The sequence below is a fragment of the Deltaproteobacteria bacterium genome (assembly GCA_029858205.1).
In the GTDB taxonomy this organism is placed as follows: Bacteria; Desulfobacterota; GWC2-55-46; order GWC2-55-46; family DRQE01; genus JAOUFM01.
Map to the genome: position 1 here is coordinate 87,891 of JAOUFM010000004.1, position 20,213 is coordinate 108,103.

17 protein-coding genes are annotated in these 20,213 nt (G+C 50.7%); 10 read left to right on the forward strand and 7 right to left on the reverse strand.

Translation table 11 applies throughout. The features are described 5' to 3' along the window. Nucleotides 1-205: 205 nt before the first annotated feature. From tpx to OEV59_04440, 3 genes are all read right to left on the reverse strand, one after another. Complete coding sequence (gene tpx / locus OEV59_04430; GenBank protein MDH4226986.1) at nucleotides 206-718, reverse strand: thiol peroxidase; 513 nt, start codon at nucleotides 716-718, stop codon at nucleotides 206-208. Between the two features lie 268 nt (nucleotides 719-986). After that, on the reverse strand, nucleotides 987-2,408 hold the full coding sequence (locus OEV59_04435) for an HD domain-containing protein (protein ID MDH4226987.1): 1,422 nt from the start codon (nucleotides 2,406-2,408) through the stop codon (nucleotides 987-989). A 15-nt stretch (nucleotides 2,409-2,423) separates the two neighbouring features. Beyond that, nucleotides 2,424-2,780, reverse strand: a complete 357-nt coding sequence (locus tag OEV59_04440) for a hypothetical protein (protein MDH4226988.1) — start codon at nucleotides 2,778-2,780, stop codon at nucleotides 2,424-2,426. Nucleotides 2,781-3,168: 388 nt separating this feature from the next. On the opposite strand from OEV59_04440, the gene rpsU reads away from it, so the two are divergent. After that, the gene (rpsU, locus tag OEV59_04445) at nucleotides 3,169-3,468 is read left to right on the forward strand and encodes a 30S ribosomal protein S21 (GenBank protein MDH4226989.1); all 300 of its coding nucleotides are present in this window, start codon (nucleotides 3,169-3,171) and stop codon (nucleotides 3,466-3,468) included. A 112-nt stretch (nucleotides 3,469-3,580) separates the two neighbouring features. Here rpsU and acs read toward each other — a convergent pair whose 3' ends face one another. After that, entirely contained in the window at nucleotides 3,581-5,566 is a 1,986-nt protein-coding gene (gene acs / locus OEV59_04450) for an acetate--CoA ligase (GenBank protein ID MDH4226990.1), read from the reverse strand. 166 nt (nucleotides 5,567-5,732) lie between these two features. On the opposite strand from acs, the gene OEV59_04455 reads away from it, so the two are divergent. From OEV59_04455 to OEV59_04495, 9 genes are all read left to right on the forward strand, one after another. Then, entirely contained in the window at nucleotides 5,733-6,149 is a 417-nt protein-coding gene (locus OEV59_04455; protein ID MDH4226991.1) for a hypothetical protein, read from the forward strand. Nucleotides 6,150-6,299: 150 nt separating this feature from the next. Beyond that, complete coding sequence (hisS, locus tag OEV59_04460) at nucleotides 6,300-7,547, forward strand: histidine--tRNA ligase (GenBank protein ID MDH4226992.1); 1,248 nt, start codon at nucleotides 6,300-6,302, stop codon at nucleotides 7,545-7,547. 34 nt (nucleotides 7,548-7,581) lie between these two features. Continuing rightward, entirely contained in the window at nucleotides 7,582-9,399 is a 1,818-nt protein-coding gene (locus OEV59_04465) for a GspE/PulE family protein (protein ID MDH4226993.1), read from the forward strand. Nucleotides 9,400-9,418: 19 nt separating this feature from the next. Next, nucleotides 9,419-10,003, forward strand: coding sequence for a ribosome biogenesis GTP-binding protein YihA/YsxC (gene yihA / locus OEV59_04470; protein ID MDH4226994.1), 585 nt, complete (start codon nucleotides 9,419-9,421; stop codon nucleotides 10,001-10,003). A gap of 161 nt (nucleotides 10,004-10,164) precedes the next feature. Beyond that, complete coding sequence (gene ybgF / locus OEV59_04475) at nucleotides 10,165-10,938, forward strand: tol-pal system protein YbgF (protein ID MDH4226995.1); 774 nt, start codon at nucleotides 10,165-10,167, stop codon at nucleotides 10,936-10,938. A 14-nt stretch (nucleotides 10,939-10,952) separates the two neighbouring features. Continuing rightward, nucleotides 10,953-12,158: a LysM peptidoglycan-binding domain-containing protein gene (locus OEV59_04480; protein ID MDH4226996.1), complete on the forward strand. Its 1,206-nt coding sequence runs from the start codon at nucleotides 10,953-10,955 to the stop codon at nucleotides 12,156-12,158. A gap of 65 nt (nucleotides 12,159-12,223) precedes the next feature. Next, nucleotides 12,224-13,318, forward strand: a complete 1,095-nt coding sequence (gene dprA, locus OEV59_04485; protein ID MDH4226997.1) for a DNA-processing protein DprA — start codon at nucleotides 12,224-12,226, stop codon at nucleotides 13,316-13,318. Nucleotides 13,319-13,336: 18 nt separating this feature from the next. After that, nucleotides 13,337-15,478: a type I DNA topoisomerase gene (gene topA / locus OEV59_04490; GenBank protein ID MDH4226998.1), complete on the forward strand. Its 2,142-nt coding sequence runs from the start codon at nucleotides 13,337-13,339 to the stop codon at nucleotides 15,476-15,478. Nucleotides 15,479-15,532: 54 nt separating this feature from the next. Further along, complete coding sequence (locus tag OEV59_04495; GenBank protein ID MDH4226999.1) at nucleotides 15,533-16,282, forward strand: response regulator; 750 nt, start codon at nucleotides 15,533-15,535, stop codon at nucleotides 16,280-16,282. Here the strand turns inward: OEV59_04495 and lspA are convergent. The 3 genes from lspA to OEV59_04510 form a co-directional block, all read right to left on the reverse strand. Further along, nucleotides 16,279-16,767, reverse strand: a complete 489-nt coding sequence (gene lspA, locus OEV59_04500; protein MDH4227000.1) for a signal peptidase II — start codon at nucleotides 16,765-16,767, stop codon at nucleotides 16,279-16,281. The genes OEV59_04495 and lspA overlap by 4 nt on opposite strands. After that, nucleotides 16,746-19,535, reverse strand: coding sequence for an isoleucine--tRNA ligase (gene ileS, locus OEV59_04505; protein ID MDH4227001.1), 2,790 nt, complete (start codon nucleotides 19,533-19,535; stop codon nucleotides 16,746-16,748). The genes lspA and ileS overlap by 22 nt, the downstream gene beginning before the upstream one ends. 189 nt (nucleotides 19,536-19,724) lie before the next feature. Continuing rightward, entirely contained in the window at nucleotides 19,725-20,213 is a 489-nt protein-coding gene (locus tag OEV59_04510; GenBank protein ID MDH4227002.1) for a transcription elongation factor GreA, read from the reverse strand.

Here is a 20,213-nt window from a genome sequence, read left to right on the forward strand (position 1 = left end):
CGGGATAATGCCAGTAAAATACGCCCGCCTCTGCTCCTAAAGAAAAAAACCTTAAATAAAAATGCGAAGTTATAAATATACCATAGCTGTGCTTGGTTTTCAAGTTATGCCTGCAAAAGCACGCCCACAAAATATTCAATAAAAACGCCGCCTTAGCCAAAATTGCCAAGGCGGCATTGGAAATTATCCACACATTTCAAACAAATTACAAAAGCTTTTTCACTTCACTGACTGCCCTGGCGTAATCAGGATGATCGGTTGCCTCCTTCACGACCTCCGCATACCGGACAATATCATCCTTATCTATTATGAACACAGCCCTTGCAAGAAGCCTGAACTCCCTTATAAGCACGCCGTATGCCTTTCCAAATGACGCCTCGCGATGGTCGGAGAGAGTGGTTACCCTGTCTATTCCAGCGCTAGAGCAGAACCGCTTTTGCGCAAACGGCAGATCCATGCTCATATTGATGACTGCGACGGACTCGGGAAACGCCTTTGCCTCTTCGTTGAACCTTCTGGCCTGCGCATCGCACACAGGGGTATCGAGCGAAGGCGTAACGCTAATCACCTTTACCTTGCCGCTAAAGTCCTTGAGCGTTACTTCCTTTAACGCCGCATCCACAACGCCAAACTCCGGGGCCTTGCTCCCGGGCTTAAGCTCAACGCCAACGAGCGTCATCGCATTGCCTTTAAACGTAATAGCGCCTTTTCTATCCATGCTCTCCTCCGAAAACGGTTTTTAAAGCATATTAAACTATAGCATGGGTTTTGAAGGTGTCAACTGCCAGGGATAGGGCTGGACTGTAACAGGGGTATGGTGGTTATAAAGAAACCGTCGATTTTTGCGTGATACTTCGTCAGCGACAGTTTGGGAAGGGGCGAAAAAAGTTCGCGCTCTCACTTTGCCAACTTAATATTTGAAAATCATGCCTTCTTACACTTTAAACAGATTTTCAACACTAAATATTTTACTCAACAAAACCATCTCAAGACGCTATACGGGACAATGCACTAATAATAATCTTATAATTAGCCGAGTTGTCACAGTACATATACAACATTTTCCTTTTTTCTTTAGCTACTTCCTGTAATGATCTTGAAAAAAGCTTATCATCCTCAACAAACTCTTTTGTCTTTGGCAAATAGAATTGTGCTTCTCTTGAGTAGGCCAGTGGATACGATAATTTCGGAGCTCTCATGAAAATTAGAAAATCGTTTGCGGTCAACTTGCCTCCACTCAATTCGATAACTTTCTTTTCAATATTGTCTTCTGGCACTTCCACAGCCATAGACTCAATTATCTTCCAAATAGCTGCAATGTGATTCTGCGCAGCAAGAAACTTGTCGAACTCTATATCTGTTTTCCAGAGAGGCTTAAAATGTTGTCTATCGAAAAGTTTTTTTCTGTAAAACTCACACACAGCATCATGAGCACAATAATATTTCAAAAGTTTCCAAATATCTATATCGTCTATCAACTCTACTTCCTCAACATACTTTATTCCTGTTTTTATTTTACCTGTAATCGCATCGTAAGAGAAAAGTTTGACAAAATTCTTGTTATCATTTTTAATTTTTCTCAAATACCTTCTGGCAATCTCAAAACAATACTGCACTTTATGATGATTATACACCCACCTGACAAGGTAGTTCCTGTTTTCAACCACTTTTTCCGCAACACTAAAACCAGACTTCTCGATCACATAAATATATGTACCATCCTTATTAATTATATTGAATGAGCCGACTATCCTTGCTATATCTAACACCATAGTAACAATACCTGCCGAATTAGAATCTCGCATTATATAATCGATTTTATCTGAATCATAGGCTCCAGATAATATATTAATCAGGGCATTCTTAAAACTCTTATCCACACCCTGAGTACAATCAACACCTGTAATCATCCTACAAAACAGATCCTTATCAACTTTATACTTTTTTATCTGTGGCTTAAATTTACGCAATGCGACAAGACAGCTCATAACTTCATGGCTAGCTGGTTTTTTATCGCATTTACTTAAATCAACCCCTTCGCCTTTCAACTCCTCCAACAACTTCGCACTATCTGGATAAAATTGTTCCCCCAAATGAGAAAGCGGCGCATGCCCTATATCATGCAACAAGCACGCCAACTCAACGGTTGGACGATACTTTTTTGCCAACATAGCAATTTTCTCATTAGCATCATTTTTTTTAATGATACTATCGATTATCCGCCTGCCTAGATAATAAACACCTATAGAATGTTCAAAACGCGAATGTGTTGCGGAGGGATAAAGAACATCGATGATAGTTTGCTTGATATTTCTTAAACGTTGAAACTGCGGCGTATCTATGAAGTCAGTAAAAATTTTGTCGTCTATTTCGACATATCCATGAACTGCATCTAAAATAAGTTTCATGTGGGTTTGTATTTATTATTTGTTGTACCCCTTGAACTCTTGATATGCCTTGTCAATTATCCCAGGTAGTTTTTTCTTTATATCATCATCTATACCATAGTTTACTATATTATTTAAATAGTTCTCATCTATACTTTTGTCCAATTCTATCGTCTTCTTGCCATAATCGATACACAATAAAATTGGTTTAAAATTAATAACTTCGTCTAGACTATAGTGATCACTAACTATAGTAACATTTTTAAGGCTCCCGCTCACAGCCGCAGAGGCAGTACTAGTATACTTCCAGAATTCACTATCGATCTTAATTGGCCCTTTGGCTACATGCAAACAATTAACTACAAATCTCCACGGCGTTAACTCTCTACTCATAGAAGCCCCCTACCATAATTTACTTCGAACATGTTAATTAAATATATTATACTTCGTAGCAATAAGTCAAGTCGCACAAATAGAAATAGCTAAAACACAACCGAACTTAAACATCACTAAGACAATCGAAAACCACCTAAAATATTCTCCCTATCAAAAACCCGCAAGTTGGCCGTCAGGCGAGGCGCGTGGAATTTTTGGCCGCAGGCGTATCCCGTTCGATACGTCGAGGACCAAAAATTCCACGCAACGAAGCATCACGGCCAAATCGCGGGTTTATGGCGTAAATATTTGACTTACCGCCCCTGTTCCTGTATAATCTTTGGCTTCGACACAAAGCACGGCCCGAAAACACCTATGGCCGCGCAATGCAAGGGGGTGAACGGATTTGTCAGAGGTCAAGGTATTCGACGATCAGCTCGAGAAGGCTCTCAAAATTCTCAAGAGAAAGCTCGCGCAGGATGGGACCTTCAAGGAAGTAAAGAAGAGAAGGTTCTACGAAAAGCCGAGCGTTAAGAAGAAGCGTAAACGCGCAGAGGCTGCAAAGCGCAGGGCAAAGGCCATGAGAAAAGGGCCGCGTCCTGGCGGAGACAGGAAAGAAGGCCGCGGACCAGGCGGGCCTGGTGGCCCGGGAGGGTTTGGCGGACCAAGAACAGGGGCGCCGTCCTCAACAGGACCGAAGTCGTAATAGCACGAAAAGCAAAAGGAGGGTCTTTGAGACCCTCCTTTTTTTATTTTTACGACCGTGGCATCAAGTCCAAAAGAAGCAGCAGAAATAAGCCGCCGCTCTAAACCCCTCCCTACAACCTCTCCTTCACAATGCCTTCGACAACGGCCGGGTCGGCAAGTGTTGAGATATCGCCCAAGTCCTCGGTCTCTCCCTTTGCTACCTTCCTGAGGATGCGGCGCATTATCTTTCCGCTACGAGTCTTTGGAAGCCCGGCAACGAACTGAAGCTTATCGGGCCTCGCAATCGGGCTTATCTCGACCTTCACGTGGTCAAGGAGCTCGGCCCTAAGTTTATCCGAGTTCTCGATACCTTCCTTAAGTAGCACGTACGCGTAGAGCGCCTCGCCCTTTACCTCATGCGGATACCCAACAACAGCTGCCTCTGCAACGGCCTTATGCGCAACAAGCGCGCTCTCTATCTCTGCGGTGCCGAGCCTGTGGCCAGAGACATTCACAACATCGTCTATTCTGCCCATGACCCAGTAATCGCCATCCCTGTCAACGCGCGCTCCGTCGCCGCTAAGGTAGTATCCGGGGAAGCGGCTAAAATAGACTTCCTTCATACGCTTATTCGTCTTGTCGCCGTAAGTGCCTCTTAACATTCCGGGCCAAGGTTTTTCGATTACAAGATAGCCGCCCTCGTTAGGCTTTGCCTCTTTACCCTGCTCATCGAGGATTTTCGGCACTATGCCAAAAAACGGCTTTGTAGCGCTCCCGGGCTTAAGCCCCATTGCGCCGGGAAGCGGGGAGATAAGTATGCCGCCGGTCTCTGTCTGCCACCACGTATCGACTATCGGCAGCTTTCCCTTTCCAACTATCTTATGATACCAGAGCCATGCCTCCGGGTTTATGGGCTCTCCAACACTTCCAAGCAGCCTTAGGCTGGATGTATCGCGCTTATTTACCCACTCGGCACCAAAACGCATAAGCGCCCTTATGGCAGTCGGCGCGGTGTATATGGTATTTACGCGGTGCTTCTCGACAATCTCCCAGAACCTGTCCGGGTTCGGGTACGTGGGTATGCCCTCGAACATGAGAGACGTTGCGCCGCAAGCAAGCGGGCCGTAGACAATGTAGCTGTGCCCGGTTACCCAACCCAAATCCGCAGTACAGAAGTAGACGTCTTCGTCGCGGTAGTCGAATATGTACTTGAATGTCATTGCAGAGAAGAGAAGATACCCGGCTGTTGTGTGAAGCACTCCCTTCGGCTTTCCTGTGGAGCCCGAGGTATAAAGAATAAAGAGCGGGTCTTCGGAGTCCATGGACACCGGAGAAACACCGCCCTTGCTTTTTGCCATATCATCGTGCCACCACGTATCGCGCTTCTCTGTCATGGGTGTTTTGCCATCTGTTCTCTTGAAGACGATGACGCTTTTAACGAACGGGCATTCTTCGAGCGCCTTATCAACGTTGGTCTTTAGCGAAACGGCCTTGCCGCCTCTGACACCTTCGTTTGCTGTCACAACAGTATCGGAGCGGCAGTCTATTATCCTGTCCCTTAAGGACGTCGGGCTAAAGCCCCCAAACACTACGCTGTGTATTGCGCCTATCCTTGCGCACGCAAGCATGGCAATAGCAAGCTCCGGTATCATGGGCATGTAGATTGTGACGCGAGAGCCCTTTTTTACGCCCTTGTCAAGAAGCACACGGGCGAAACGGTCTACTTCGGTAAGGAGCTGCTGGTAGGTGTAGGTCTTTACAGTGCCGTCGTCAGCCTCCCAGATGATTGCTGCGCGGTTCCTAAGCGGCCCTTCTACGTGCCGGTCAAGGCAGTTATAGGAAACGTTTAAGCGTCCGCCAACGAACCATTCTATCTTAGGCTTTTTAAAATCGTACTTGAGAACACTTGTCCATTTCTTGTCCCAGGAGAGGAATTCCTTTGCCGCCTTTGCCCAGAACTTTTCCGGGTTCTTGACGGACTTTTTATACATTTTCTCGTACTGCTTAAGGCTCCCGATATGCGCCTTTTCGGAAAACTCCCTCGAAGGCCTGAGCACCTTTACCCTGCCGCTTAGCACTTCTATTGTCTTATTTTTTTCAACCGGCTGCCTGGCCATACCCCACCCCCATAGGAAAACACCCTTTAAAATACCGCGTTCCTTAACAATACTAAAAAACCGGACAGGGTGTCAAGGCGCATCGCCATCATAAACATTTTCAGCATGCTTGCAAACGGCATGTAACTATGGTAAAAAATAAGGATAAACGGAGTTTACGGATTTTATGAAATTAGGCCTTAATCAGAACATACCCTACCGGGGCGAGACATTTCACATACAGACCGAGGACGGAGGCAGAAACAACCCCGTCATCACAACTCACCTTTTCATAGGCGGAGCAATACTTGCCTCGAGAAAGACCACGTACGAGGACATCCTTAAGAGCGACAAGCTCGATGACGTTGTGAAAGAAATAATGACCGAGCAGCACAAGAAGCTCATGAAGGAGCTCATTAACGGCGCCTTCGACGAGCACCCGGCAATAGCCGGAAAACTTAAACCAAAACCTGCTGCAGCGGCGCCTGCCGCAGCGGCCCCGGCTCCTGCCCCGGCAGCAGCCCCCCCGGCGCAGGCAAAGAGCTCGTCCATAGACGACATCATAATGGACCGCCTATCGCTAAAGGGCAAGGACCAGAAATAAAGCCCTGCCCCGAAGAAACCTCTTCGCCGCACCCCGGCCGCGTGCCGCCGGCACAGGAACTGAAATTACGATTTGCCCTTTATCTCCTTATATGTTAAAAACACCTGTAGTGAGGACGCCTGAAGGCGGCCCTCTACATTTCAAAACAACATGAGCATAACCGCCATAAGAGGCTTTAACGACATACTGCCAAACGAATGCAGCAAATGGGCCAAGATAGAGGCAGAGGCACGGCGCGTATTCGCGCTCCACGGGTTCCTGGAGATACGGCTTCCTATAGTCGAGCGCGCGGAACTGTTTCTAAGAACCATTGGCGAAACAACCGACATCGTCGAAAAGCAGATGTACCTTTTCAAGGATAACGGCGGCGACTCTCTTGCCTTAAGGCCCGAGGGCACTGCCTCGGCCGTAAGGGCATACATCGAACATAAACTCTACGAAAGCCCTGTTACGCGCATCTTTTACTCCGGGCCCATGTTTCGCTACGAAAGGCCGCAAAAAGGACGCTACCGCCAGTTCTACCAGCTCGGCGCCGAGGTGCTTGGGGACGCAGGGCCGTTCTCGGACGCGGAAACAATAGCAATGCTGGCTTCACTGTTCACGAATATCGGCATAAAAGGCGTATCGGTGAACGTCAACTCGCTTGGGTGCGAGGAGTGCAGGCCCTCGTATAAGGCAATGCTCTCGGAGTTTTTATCGGCAAAGACAGGCTCGCTTTGCGACAACTGCAAACGGAGAATGGACAAAAATCCGCTAAGGGCCCTTGACTGCAAGTCAGAGCACTGCATAGAGGCGACAAAGGACACCCCGTCCATACGCGAGCACCTTTGCACAGGCTGCAAAGAGCACTTCTCTGGCGCGCTTAATGCGCTCGATGCCCTCGGCGTATCGTATGAGATAAACCCGCGCATGGTCCGGGGGCTCGACTACTATACGCGAACCACCTTCGAGGTGATAGCAACCGAGGGGCTCGGAAGCCAGAACGCCATAGCTGCCGGCGGCCGCTACGACAACCTGGTAAAAGAACTCGGCGGGCCGCAAACCCCGTGCTTCGGATTTGCCATAGGCATGGAAAGGCTAGCACTTACCATGCCGGAAAAAAGCGACACAGCCCGTACAGCCCACATAATCACCATGGGAGACGGCACGCTAAAGACAGCCATGGAAGCAGCGGCAACCATACGCGGGCACGGCGTACCGGCGACAATCGACGCCTCGTCCGCCTCTTTGAAGAGCAAGATGAAAAAAGCCGACCGCATCGGCTCGAGATTTGTTATAATAATCGGCGAAGACGAGTTGAAAGAAGGCCTCTTCTCGCTAAAGGACATGACGGCCGGCACGCAGGAGCGCGTTACCAGGGAAGCGCTCCTTGAGAAACTTGCAGACAGCGGCAAATGAAAGCCCGCCACACCCTTAACAAAGGAGCTCTACGATGACCATATCGGCAGACAGCAGGATCGAACGCAAAGTTCTGTCCCTCGATTTTGTGTGCTCGCTCCTGGTAAAAAACAAGCTTCTTAGCGAAGAAAACAGAAAAGAGCTGATGATAAAGGGCGAGAGCCAGAGGGCCAGGATGCAAAAGGCCCAGCAGGCCCCTTACTCGCGCCAAAGGCTTCTTTCCTACGCGCCATATGTCACGGCAGCAGAGGTCATAGCATCATTCGAACTCGACATACCGGGATCCCCCGGAAAAATACTTACCGAAGATAAAATTACCGAACTTCTCGCCCCGGAACTCGGGCTTCCTTACATAAAGATAGACCCGCTAAAACTCGACATGGACTTCGTCACCGCGCAGATACCGCGCCCCTTTGCGCAGCGTCATCTCATGATACCGCTTGGCATAAGCAAGGAAGGCGTTCTTATGCTGGCCGTCACCGACCCGAGCGACACCGAGGCTCTGGCCGATCTGCAGCGCATGGGCAAAAAGGAAGTTTCTCTTTCCATTGCCTCCAAGACCGACATAGTGAAGATAGTAAGGGAGTTCTTCGGCTTCAGGAGTTCGGTCATGGCCGCTCAGAAGGAACGCGGCAAGGACGCCGAACTAAACAACCTCGAGCAGTACGTGAAGCTCAAGGGCGCGGCCGAGATAGAAGCAACGGACCAGCACGTCGTAAACGCCGTCGAGTACATACTTCGCTACGCATACGAGCAAAGAGCAAGCGACATACACATCGAGCCAAAGAGAAAGAACTCTCTGGTGCGTCTAAGGATAGACGGCGTACTGCACCAGATACACACCATCCCGAAGATAATACACCCGTCTATAGTGTCCAGGATAAAGATGATGTCGAGAATGGACATCGCGGAGAAGAGAAAACCGCAGGACGGAAGGATAAAGACCGAACACGAAACAAAGGAAGTCGAGCTCAGGGTGTCCACGCTTCCGACGGCATTTGGCGAAAAGGTGGTCATGCGTATATTCGACCCGGAAATAGTGGCCCAGGACATACGCACCCTCGGCTTTACGGCAAACGAATTCTCCATATTCGAATCGTACCTTCAAAAACCGCACGGCATAATACTGGTAACCGGCCCCACGGGAAGCGGAAAAACAACGACTCTCTATTCGGCGCTCAAGTACCTGTCATCCCCCGAGGTAAACATCACGACCATCGAGGACCCGATAGAAATGGTCTTCGAGGACTTCAACCAGATAGGCGTGCAGCCGCTGATAGGCGTGGACTTTGCGTCATCGCTAAGAACGATACTCAGGCAAGACCCGGACATTATCATGGTCGGAGAGATAAGAGACAAGGAAACGGCCACAAACGCCGTGCAGGCCGCGCTCACCGGGCACCTTGTCTTCTCAACGCTCCACACAAACGACGCCCCGAGCTCGCTTACCAGGCTAAACGACCTCGGAGTACAACCGTTTCTTATCTCCGCAACCATCATAGGCATCATGGCCCAGCGCCTTGTCAGAAAAATATGCAAGCACTGCAAACAGGAGCGCATCCTCACCACCGAGGAAATGGCATACCTCAATATGAAGCCGACGACCTACAAGGTCTACTACGGCACAGGGTGTGTCGAATGCCGCGGGACAGGCTATAAAGGAAGATGCGGCATATACGAGATAATGTCGCTAAGCGACCAGATGAAGAGCCACATGGAGCACACAATAGACCTGCCTGCGATAACAAGGATAGCCAAGGCCGATGGAATGAAGACCCTAAGAGAATCGGCCATAAGAAGGATGCTCGAGGGCATAACTACATACGAAGAGATTGTGAGCATCACGAACTAAAGTGAGCCGCTCGGATTTCATGAAGATAAAAGGGGCCGTCTTCGAGCTTTCCGCGGTCGAGCCCTCGACCATGCCAAACGACGGGCTTCCGGAAATTGCGTTTGCGGGAAGAAGCAACGTCGGCAAATCATCGCTCATAAACACGATTCTCGGCAGAAAACGTCTGGCCATAACGAGCTCGACACCCGGAAAGACAAGGACCGTAAACTTCTACCTCGTAAACGAAGCCTTCCGTCTGGTCGACCTTCCGGGGTACGGGTACGCCGAGGTATCCAAGGCGGAGCGCGAATCATGGCGCCGCATGATAGAAATGTATTTTACTGAGCGCGAAACGCTTTCGCTTGTAATATCGATCATCGACATCCGGCGCGACATAGGAGATCTCGAGGAAACACTCTATGCATGGCTGGCAAAGCTCGACATCCCGTTTGCCGTGGTGGTAACGAAGTGCGACAAGCTCTCGAAAAACGCCGCTGCCTCCCGTCTTGCTGCGATAAAACGGGCGTTAAGAGGGACCGAGCCTATAGCCTTTTCCGCAACCACGGGGTTTGGCAAGGACAAGGTGCTTGGATTGATAAAAGAGGCTATCGAAAGGCTGCAGTAGCATAAGATACGGCGAAAAACGGTTCATGTACCGTAAATTCTGCTTGACAAACCGTTTTAGCTGTTTAATTATTCAAAAAGGACATTTTGCGGTCTGGCCGCCCAAAACGCGCCAAAACGCGCAATTACGCCGCAACGCGACATATATTAATGATGAGGCACTTGACAAAAATACCGGCATTGCCGGCAACAATACTGACCGTGATGCTTTCCATTACAATCCTGGCCGGATGCAGAGCGCATACCGGCACGTCCGCCCCCCCCATAAACTCAACGGACGTAAAGATAGCCGAACTTAGAAAATCTCTTGCCGAAGCAAACGCAAGGATAGAAGAACTCAACAATAAGTTCCTTCTTTTAAAAGAAACCATCGATTCGGGTTACGCAAAAAGCTCCCCCGGCACCCACAACAGCGCCACGGAAGACGCCTCCGATGTAACGCCGCCAAAGGGGTTAAAAGTAGTAAAGCTGTCGGAAAACGACATTGCCGGTGACCCTGACAGAAAAAAACCGGGGGCCGCAGCCCCCAAATCACATCCAAAAGAACCGGCTGCCGGGGCAGAGAACCTTTACAACAAGGGCCAGGACCTTTTCATGGCCGGCGACTATGCGGGGGCAAGGAATATATTCAAAAGACTCATAGAAGAAAACCCGAAAAGCAGTTACACCGACAACGCCATCTACTGGACGGCAGAGTCATACTACTCGGAACAAAATTTTAAAATGGCGTACGAAAAATTCCACGATGTTTTCACAATTTATCCGTCCGAAAACAAGGCCCCGGACGCCATGCTCAAGGCCGCGTACTCGTTAAAGGAGCTCGGCGAAATAGACAGGGCCTCGGAAACTCTTAATGAACTGATAAACCGCTACCCGGACACACCGGCAGCGGCAAAGGCAAGAAAGGCCGTAATAAAGTTAACCTACCCTAACTAAAAAGGAAGGACGCCATGAGAAAAATTTTTGTCACAGCCGCAATTGCCTTCTTCATGCTATTGCCGATACTTGCCACAACCCCGTGTAACGCAGCCGATGAGGGTGAGGTCATAACACACACCGTAAAAGCCGGAGATACGCTCTGGGGCATCGCGCACAAGTACTTTAAGGATCCCAAAGGTTGGATGGGCATCTGGAAAAACAACCCTGAGGTAAGAAATCCGCACCTCATACGCCCGGGCGACATTATCAGGCTCTCGGCCAAGAAAATAGAGGTTGAAAGAAACGGCGAGGTAATTGAAGAAATAGTGCCGGAAAAGGCGCCCGAGAAAATCCCTGACGAAGAGATCCCTGAAGAAGCTGAAGAAGAAATCCCGACGCCCGTAACGCGCTACAGCAAGACAACGCCCGTAGAGATACCGACGGAAGCAGCTCCCGAGAAACAACCGTCGCTAAAACTTACAAAGCTCGTTACCGAGGCTATCGCGAGAAGCGGTTTCGTAACGAAATCCAAAATGGTCAACGTGGGAAGAATAGTAAAAAGCAAAGAGGGCGAACTTTATTATTCTCCAGGCTCTATACTGTATGTCGCGTTTATCGATCCCACAGGCATCGAACCCGGCGACCGCTTTACCCTCTACAATCAAGGCAAAAAGGAAATTAAGCACCCGGTAACAAAAAAATCGCTTGGCCATACAGTCGAATTCGTAGGCACCATCGAGGTAACAGAGATACACCCGGAGGTAATAGAGACAAAGGTGGTGGACTCTTACAAAGAAATCACGCGTAACGACCTTATCATGCAATACCAGCCGCCTATAAGTGAAGTGTATTTTAAAGAATCCATCACAACCGTCGAAGGACTCGTCGTAAGCGCCTATGCTGACGAATTAATGGCTGCGGATAACCGCATTATTTACATAGACAAAGGCATAAACGACGGCATAGAAGAAGGTACGATGCTCACTGCGCTAAAGCCGGCTACGGTCGTGGCCGACCCCTATGACAAAACAAAAAAACGCAAACTGCCCAAGAAAGAAGTGGGCCGCATAGTAGTCATCAGGGCAGGCGACAATGTCTCCACCGCCCTTGTTATACACAGTTCCGAGTCAATAGTGCGGGGTGACCTGGTGTCAACGGTCCTGCCAAAAGAAGAACCTGAGGAAGAAACAACCGAAAACGCGGAAACAGGGGCTGAAGAAGACAACACTGCCAAGTAACGCCTGCGGTTCGGGTATTTTTAACGGCCGCCATAAAAACGGCGCACTAAGCGCCGGCCAAGACAATGGACAGGGGAAGACTAAGATACTGGCTCGCGCTTGGCAGGGTCAAAGGGCTTCTCCGGCGCGAAATAAAGGACGCCCTGGCTACGGTTTTAGATGCCGGGGATTTCTTTTCACCTCGCCAAATTGACAATGCGGCCGCAAACAGGGCGCGCGAGGCAGCCATTGGATTCAAAGACTGGAAAGCGGTCGACAAAGAACTCGACCTTCTTGAGAAACACGGGGCGCGGATAATCACCTTCAAGGACAGCGATTATCCGGCGCTTTTAAAGGAAATAGATTCGCCGCCGCCGTTTTTGTACGCAAAAGGACGAAGCGCGGGGGCTGATTTCGCGGCAGTTGCGGTCGTTGGCACAAGGACTCCGTCGCGCTACGGCCTGGCAGCGTCAGAAACGATAGCAAGAGACCTCGCTTCATCCGGCGTTACGGTCGTAAGCGGGCTTGCAAGGGGATGCGACACGGCTGCGCACAAGGGTTCTCTCGCGGCAAACGGATACACCATTGCCGTGCTTGGCACCGGGATAGACATTGTATACCCGAGGGAGAATAAGGCCCTCTTTGATGAAATAGCGGAAGACGGGCTCATAGTGACCGAGTACTCGTTCTCAACGCCGCCGCAGCCCGGGAACTTTCCGGCGCGTAACAGGATAATAAGCGGCATCTCTCTTGGGGTCATAGTATGCGAGGCGCCGCTTAAAAGCGGCGCGATGATGACGGCAAAGCTCGCGCTCGAGTCCGGAAGAGAAGTATTCGCGGTTCCTGGCAACGCGACCTCGGATAAGAGCTCTGGCTCGAATAAGCTTATAAAGGACGGCGCCTACCTTGCCGAGAACGCAAGGGACGTGCTCGAAGTGCTCTTTCCGGGAAAAAGCTTCGCCGCACAGACAGGCGGCGCAAAACACGCAACGTCGACGGAAAGCGCGGATGAGAGAAAACTTCTCAAAGCGCTCGAAGACGAAGCGCTGCACATAGACGCCATAGCGGAGCTGGCCGGACTAAGCGCGCAAAAAGCCTCGGCGCTGCTTCTTGAGATGGAGCTTAAGGGGCTCGTTGAAAAACTCCCTGGCATGCGCTTTGCCAGAAAAATACAAAGGTAAACGGAAAGATACTTGTAAATGGGAAAATCACTCGTAATCGTAGAATCGCCGGCAAAGGCAAAGACCATAAATAAATACCTTGGCAAGGGCTTTACCGTCATGGCCTCCGTAGGCCACATAAAGGACCTTCCAAAAAGCAAGCTCGGCGTTGACATAGAAAACGACTTCGCGCCCCAGTACGAGACCATCAAGGGCAAGGCAACCATTATCTCCGACTTAAAAAAGGCAGGCAAAGAAGCAGACGCCATATACATCGGCCCTGACCCCGATAGAGAGGGCGAGGCGATTGCCTGGCACATCAGAGAGGCCCTTGACGGCAAGGGCAAGGCAAAAAAGCCCGTCTACAGGGTGCTCTTTAACGAGATAACCGAAAAGGCCATAAAAGAGGCCATTAAGAACCCCGGCGACATAGACATGAAGAAGGTCGACGCGCAGCAGGCCAGGCGAATCCTCGACCGCCTCGTCGGCTACCAGGTAAGCCCCATACTCTGGGACAAGGTACGCCGCGGGCTAAGCGCCGGAAGGGTGCAATCCGTTGCAGTGCGCCTTATCTGCGAAAGAGAAAGAGAGATACAGGCATTCAAGGCAATCGAGTACTGGAGCATCACGGCCGAGTTCGACAAGTTCGTCGCGAAGCTCGTCAAAAAAGACTCTAAACCCATAACCATCTCGACCGAGGCCGAGGCAACGGCCGTCCTTACCGACCTAAAAGGCGCGAAGTTCGCTGTCGCCGACATAGAGAAAAAGGAAAGAAAAAAGAACCCGCTTGCGCCGTTTATCACGAGCCGTATGCAGCAGGAAGCGGCAAGAAAACTCGGATACACGGCAAAGAAAACGATGATGCTCGCCCAGCAGCTCTACGAAGGCATCGAGCTTGGCGAGGAAGGCCCCGTGGGCCTCATAACCTACATGAGAACCGACTCGCCGCGCGTTTCGAGCGAAGCGATAGCTGCGGTAAGAGAGCACATACAGGCGAAGTACGGCAAGGATTTTCTCCCGGAAAAGCCAAACGAGTATAAAGGCAAAAAATCCGCGCAGGACGCGCACGAGGCCATCCGCCCCACAAGCCTCAATTACACCCCGGAGAAAGTAAAGACATTCCTCTCCAGAGACCAGCAGCGCCTCTACGACCTCATCTGGAAGCGTTTTGTCGCTTCTCAGATGACACCGGCAGTGCTCGACCAGACAAAGGCCGAGATCACGGCAAAGAACTACCTCTTCCAGGCAAACGGCGTGACCGTAAAGTTCGCGGGCTTTACTGCCGTGTACGAGGAAGGCAAAGACGATGTTGCCGAAGGAGAAGGCGACGAAGACGAGAAGAAGCTGCCGCCGCTAAAGGCCGGCCAGGAGCTCGCTGCCAATGCCGTCACTCCCAAGCAGCACTTTACACAACCGCCGCCGAGGTTCACGGAGGCGACCCTTGTAAAGGAACTCGAGGAAAAAGGCATCGGACGTCCCTCTACATACGCATCCATCATCTCGACGATAGTGGACAGAGAGTACGTGGCAAAGGACCAGAAGCGGCTCTCCCCGACCGAGCTCGGTTTCACCATAACCGATCTGCTTGTCGAGAGTTTCCCGAAAATACTCAATGTCGAGTTCACGGCCCTCATGGAGAACGAACTTGACCAGGTGGAGGACGGCGCAATCGAGTGGCTTCGCGTAATGCGCGACTTCTACGAACCCTTTAAGGAAAGCCTCGATAAGGCAAAGGAAGGCATGAAGAACCTGAAGGCCGAAGAAACACCCACTGACCTTAAATGCCCAAAATGCGGGAACTCCATGGTCATCAAATGGGGGCGCAGGGGGAAATTCCTCGCGTGCTCAGGCTACCCCGAGTGCAAAAGTACCAGCGATTTCCGCGTTGACGAAGACGGCAAGGTGCACCCGGTCGAGAGAAAAGACACTACCGACGAAAAATGCCCCAAATGCGGCAACCCCATGGCGGTCAAGTCCGGCCGCTTCGGCAAGTTCCTCGCCTGCACGGCATACCCCGAATGCAAGAGCACGATGCCCTACTCAACCGGAGTTCCGTGCCCCGAGGAAGGCTGCACGGGAAAGGTAATCGAGAGAAGAACGAAAAAAGGCCGCGTGTTCTACGGCTGCTCGAGATATCCGGACTGCAAATACGCGTCCTGGGTGGAGCCCAAAAAAGAATAGCCTTTGACAAAATCGCGTTTTGAGTTACAATAATAAGGCTTACCGGAGCGACACATGATAACCAAAACACCTAAAAACATACTCCTTGCAGACGATTCCATATTCTTTCGCACAAAGCTTAGCACGATACTTCTAGAGGCCGGGCACAAGGTGCGCGTATCGGCAAACGGCAAGGAAGTCATAAAGGAAATACAGGCCGACCCCACCGGGCTCGACCTCCTTATCCTCGACCTCCACATGCCAGAGCTCGACGGCTTTGGCGTGCTCGACTGGATAGAGGCCAATAACTTTGTCGGCAAGTTCAACATCCTCGTCATAACCGCGGCATACGAACTTACGAGCATCGTAGACAGGCTAAAGCGCGCCGGGGTGCTCGGCGTCATGACAAAGGCCTACACCGCAGAGCAGGTGGTATACCGGGTAAACAGGCTTCTCTTCAACGAAAAAACTCACGGCCAGAAAAGCGACCGCGCCCCTGTCTCCATACCCGTGGACTTCTCTATCTCGGACAAAAAGTATTCCGGGCTTCTCCTTAACATCAGCCCCACAGGGCTCTTCCTTCATACGATAATGGATCTCGCGCCAAAGACAGGGCTTACCCTTGTCTTCTCGCTCTACGGATACGACCGTGTGTTCAACTTAAAGGCCGAGGTCGTGTGGTCAACGCCTTCGAGCGGCCCTGGAAAGCTCTTTACCGGAGTCGGCGTAAAGTTTTCCTCCATCACCAATGAAGAAAAAGCCGTCATCTCCGAGTTCGTGGCAAGAGAGCAGCAGGTGCTCATCGCCTTCGAAGAACAATCCTAAGCCTTATCCTTTGAAAACACGATGGCAACGAGCGTTAGAACAACGCCGCTTGTTATGGCCGTGTCCGCGATGTTAAAAGCGGGCCAATGGTATCCTTTTACGTGAAAGTCGAGGAAGTCAACGACACTCGAGAACCTTACCCTGTCGATAAGGTTGCCGACGGCGCCTCCTGCTATGAGGGAAAGAGAAACGTCGGTAAGCTTCGAAACAGACTGCTTTAGCATGTAGGCTATAACGCCAAGGGCAACGATCGAAACAGCCACGAGAAATACGAATGCGGCAATGCCCCCCTCGGCAAACATGCCAAATGCCGCGCCGGGGTTATTGACGTAAACGAGGTTAAAAAAACCTGGAATGACCTCTACTACCTCGCCGCGAAGTATGGACGAGGCCGCGAGGGCCTTGGTAAGCTGGTCTATGACCGCTACAGATAGCGCAACAGCTGCAGGCAGCCGGTATTTTTTTATCCAAGCGCCTTGGCGCATCTTTCGCACACTGTTACATGTTTTGAGTTGGTTCCAACGGTCTGGTTTATATGCCAGCACCGCTCGCACTTAGTGCCAACGGCCTTTGTAACCCTAACCTTCAGGCCAGGTATCTCGTCGGAAGAAAACGCTTCGCCGGATAAATCGCCGACAACATCGAAGGCCGAAACTATAAGCGCGTCCTTGAACAAAGCGCTATTATCTGCCATGAATCTTCCAGGCTCTTCCGGCGCCGATACCTCCACCCTCGCGTCCAGCGGATGCCCTATCACCTTATCCCTTCTTGCAGCCTCGAGGGCCTTGGACACCGCCGCCTTGATGGCAGCAATCCTTTCCCACTTTGCGGCAAGCGCCTCGTCAAGCATAGACTTGTCGATCTTCGGGAATGCCGAAAGGTGCACGCTCGCTTCCTTTTTGCCCGGCATAAAGCCCCACGCCTCATCTGTCGTGAACACGAGAACAGGCGAAAGGAGCCTTAAAAGCGTATCAAGCACCTTATGCATCGTTGTCTGGGCAGCGCGCCTGTCAAGGGACGAAACGCCTGACGTATAAAGGCGGTCCTTCACTATGTCGAGGTAAAACGAGCTCAAGTCCACTGCGCAGAAGTTATGCACGGTGTGGTATATCACATGGAACTCGAAAGATTCGTATGCGCTAAGCACCTTATCCTTCAAGAGCTCGAGCCTGTGAAGAGTGAGCCTGTCCAATTCAAGAAGCTTATCGTATGGCACGGCGTCCTTATCAGGATCAAAGTCCGAGATATTGCCGAGAATAAAGCGCATCGTGTTCCTTATTCTCCTGTACGCCTCGGATAACCTCTTTAGTATTTCCTCGGATATGCGGATATCTTCTCTATAGTCCTCGGCAGCTACCCAGAGCCTTAGAACCTCTGCTCCGTAGGTCTTGATGACCTCCTGGGGCGCAATGACGTTGCCGGTAGACTTGCTCATCTTTTTACCATTACCATCAACCACAAAACCATGCGTCAAAACCGCTTTATAAGGCGCGGCCTTCCTCGTGCCAACGGATGTAAGAAGAGCGGACTGGAACCATCCTCTGTGCTGATCGCTTCCTTCGAGATAAAGCCGTGCCGGAGCGCCGAGGTTTGCCCGCTTCTCAACAACAGCCGAGAAGCTCACGCCCGAATCGAACCACACGTCCAGTATGTCCTCTTCCTTGTCAAACTCAGATGAGCCGCACTTCGGGCACTTCGTGCCTTCGGGGATAAGCTCTTTCACGTCCCTTGCAAACCACACGTCAGCTCCGTTTTTTTCAAAATCAACCGCTAACTTCTCTATAAGTTTCTCGTTAAGAAAACTTTCTCCGCATTTTTTGCAGCTAAGCGCGGGTATAGGCACGCCCCATGCCCTTTGCCTGGAAAGACACCAATCCGGCCTATTGGCAACCATGTTATAGATGCGGTCGCGTCCCCACGAAGGTATCCACTGGACGTCGCTGTCTATGGATTTGAGCGCGGTCTTTCTTAGCCCGGTATCCTCCATGGAAACGAACCACTGCGCCGTTGCCCTAAATATTATCGGGCTCTTGCACCTCCAGCAGTGCGGATACGAGTGCGAAATGTCTTCCTTCTTTAGAAGCGCGTCCTTTGATTTCAAAAGCTCTATGATGCCGTCGTTTGCCTTGAACACGAACGTGCCCTCGAACTCCTTAAAGTCGGATGTGAACTTTCCGCTGTTATCAACAGGCGCGTAGATATCGAGGCCGTACTTGAGTCCTGCCTGATAGTCGTCGTGGCCGTGCCCTGGCGCGATATGCACGCACCCTGTGCCTGCCTCAGTTGTGACAAAGTCGCCGAGTATTACCCTGGATTCTCTTCCAATGAACGGATGTTCACATACGATGCCCTCGAGGTCTTTTCCTTCGAAGGAGAATTTCTCATCTACCGAGTACTCTCCGTCCTTGAGCTCAAACTTTTCAACGCACGCTTTTACAAGGTCAGAGTGAACGATAAGCCCGCCCTCTGCGGTCTTAACAAGCGCGTATTTGCCATCAGGCTGCACGGCAACTGCAAGGTTTGCAGGCAAGGTCCACGGCGTGGTTGTCCAGATGACAAAGAAGGTTCCATCTTTGTCGTTTACGGCAAACTTTCCTTTCGCGTCCTTTACCCGAAACTTTACGAACACAGAAGGCGACTTCTTGTCAGCATACTCTACCTCTGCCTCGGCAAGTGCGGTCTTACAGGACGCGCACCAGTGAACGGGTTTTTTTCCTTTATACACGCATCCGGTCGCGTTCAATCTTCCAAGCTCTCTCAGTATGGTCGCCTGGTAGCCGTAGCTCATCGTGAGGTACGGGTCGTCCCATGCGCCGAGCACTCCGAGCCTCTTGAACTCTTCCTTCTGGATTGAGACGAATTTTTCCGCGTACTCGCGGCAAAGCTTTCTTATCTCCGTCTTTTTTAGCGTGTCCTTGGATTTTCCAAGGTTCTTCTCCACCTGAAGCTCGATTGGGAGACCGTGGCAATCCCAGCCCGGAACATAATCCGTAGAAAAGCCGTTCATGAAGCGCGACTTGACGACTATATCTTTTAAAATCTTATTTAACGCATGGCCGATGTGTATGTTGCCGTTTGCGTACGGCGGGCCGTCGTGGAGAGTATACTTCTCCCGCGCCTCCCCGAGCTTCATGATGCTTGGGTAGAGTCCGTCCTTTTGCCATTTTTCGAGTATTTCGGGCTCCCTCTTTGCGAGGTCTGCCTTCATCTGGAAATCGGTTTTAGGAAGGTTCAATGTGTCTTTATAATCCATCTTTCGGCTGCTCCGGTCGATATCTGCGGCGTCTACGCCGCTCCTTAAAAACGCTATATTAAAACATACTTGGCAGACAAAATGAAATCATTTTATGTTATGGCCACAGTGCCGACACCCTCAAAAAAAACGCCGCAGCCCTGTATGCTTTGGCCGCGGCGGTCTATAGATACGTGTATCAAATCCCTTCTATGCGTCCTCCCGGGCCAGTATATCGTGTAGCGTGTCTATCGATGTAATCCCGTACTCTTTTGTGCCTGAGGGAAGGTTTATAATAACGTCGTCGCCGACACTTTTATTTAAAAGCGCCCTTCCAATAGGAGAACTTACCGAAATCTTACCGTTCTTCGGATCCACCTCTTCGGGAGTAACAAGCTCGTAGACCACGGCATCACCGGTATTTAGGTCCTCGAGTTCGACCTTCGAGCCAAATGCTATGGAATCCTTCGGAATGTCGTCGAGCTTAAGGGAAGAAAGCGAGTTTATGCGGCCGCTAAGGTGCGCAACGCGGGCCTGCAGAAACGACTGCCTCTGCTTTGCAGCCTCGTACTCCGCGTTCTCGCGCAGATCCCCGTGCGCCGCAGCCTTCTGGAGCTCCTTTGGCACTTCCACCCGAAGCTCCCTTTCGGCCTTCTTCAAATCGTCTTTAAGTTTTTCGAGTATCGGCAGCTCTTTCAT

Excerpts from the sequence above, each read along its gene's own strand:
- OEV59_04510 (MDH4227002.1), bottom strand. The coding sequence starts at position 20,213 with ATGAAAGAGCTGCCGATACTCGAAAAACTTAAAGACGATTTGAAGAAG.
- lspA (MDH4227000.1), bottom strand. The coding sequence starts at position 16,767 with ATGCGCCAAGGCGCTTGGATAAAAAAATACCGGCTGCCTGCAGCTGTT.
- OEV59_04455 (MDH4226991.1), top strand. The coding sequence starts at position 5,733 with ATGAAATTAGGCCTTAATCAGAACATACCCTACCGGGGCGAGACATTT.
- OEV59_04440 (MDH4226988.1), bottom strand. The coding sequence starts at position 2,780 with ATGAGTAGAGAGTTAACGCCGTGGAGATTTGTAGTTAATTGTTTGCAT.
- tpx (MDH4226986.1), bottom strand. The coding sequence starts at position 718 with ATGGATAGAAAAGGCGCTATTACGTTTAAAGGCAATGCGATGACGCTC.
- OEV59_04480 (MDH4226996.1), top strand. The coding sequence starts at position 10,953 with ATGAGAAAAATTTTTGTCACAGCCGCAATTGCCTTCTTCATGCTATTG.
- topA (MDH4226998.1), top strand. The coding sequence starts at position 13,337 with ATGGGAAAATCACTCGTAATCGTAGAATCGCCGGCAAAGGCAAAGACC.
- OEV59_04465 (MDH4226993.1), top strand. The coding sequence starts at position 7,582 with ATGACCATATCGGCAGACAGCAGGATCGAACGCAAAGTTCTGTCCCTC.
- OEV59_04435 (MDH4226987.1), bottom strand. The coding sequence starts at position 2,408 with ATGAAACTTATTTTAGATGCAGTTCATGGATATGTCGAAATAGACGAC.
- dprA (MDH4226997.1), top strand. The coding sequence starts at position 12,224 with ATGGACAGGGGAAGACTAAGATACTGGCTCGCGCTTGGCAGGGTCAAA.
- acs (MDH4226990.1), bottom strand. The coding sequence starts at position 5,566 with ATGGCCAGGCAGCCGGTTGAAAAAAATAAGACAATAGAAGTGCTAAGC.
- OEV59_04495 (MDH4226999.1), top strand. The coding sequence starts at position 15,533 with ATGATAACCAAAACACCTAAAAACATACTCCTTGCAGACGATTCCATA.
- hisS (MDH4226992.1), top strand. The coding sequence starts at position 6,300 with ATGAGCATAACCGCCATAAGAGGCTTTAACGACATACTGCCAAACGAA.
- ileS (MDH4227001.1), bottom strand. The coding sequence starts at position 19,535 with ATGGATTATAAAGACACATTGAACCTTCCTAAAACCGATTTCCAGATG.
- yihA (MDH4226994.1), top strand. The coding sequence starts at position 9,419 with ATGAAGATAAAAGGGGCCGTCTTCGAGCTTTCCGCGGTCGAGCCCTCG.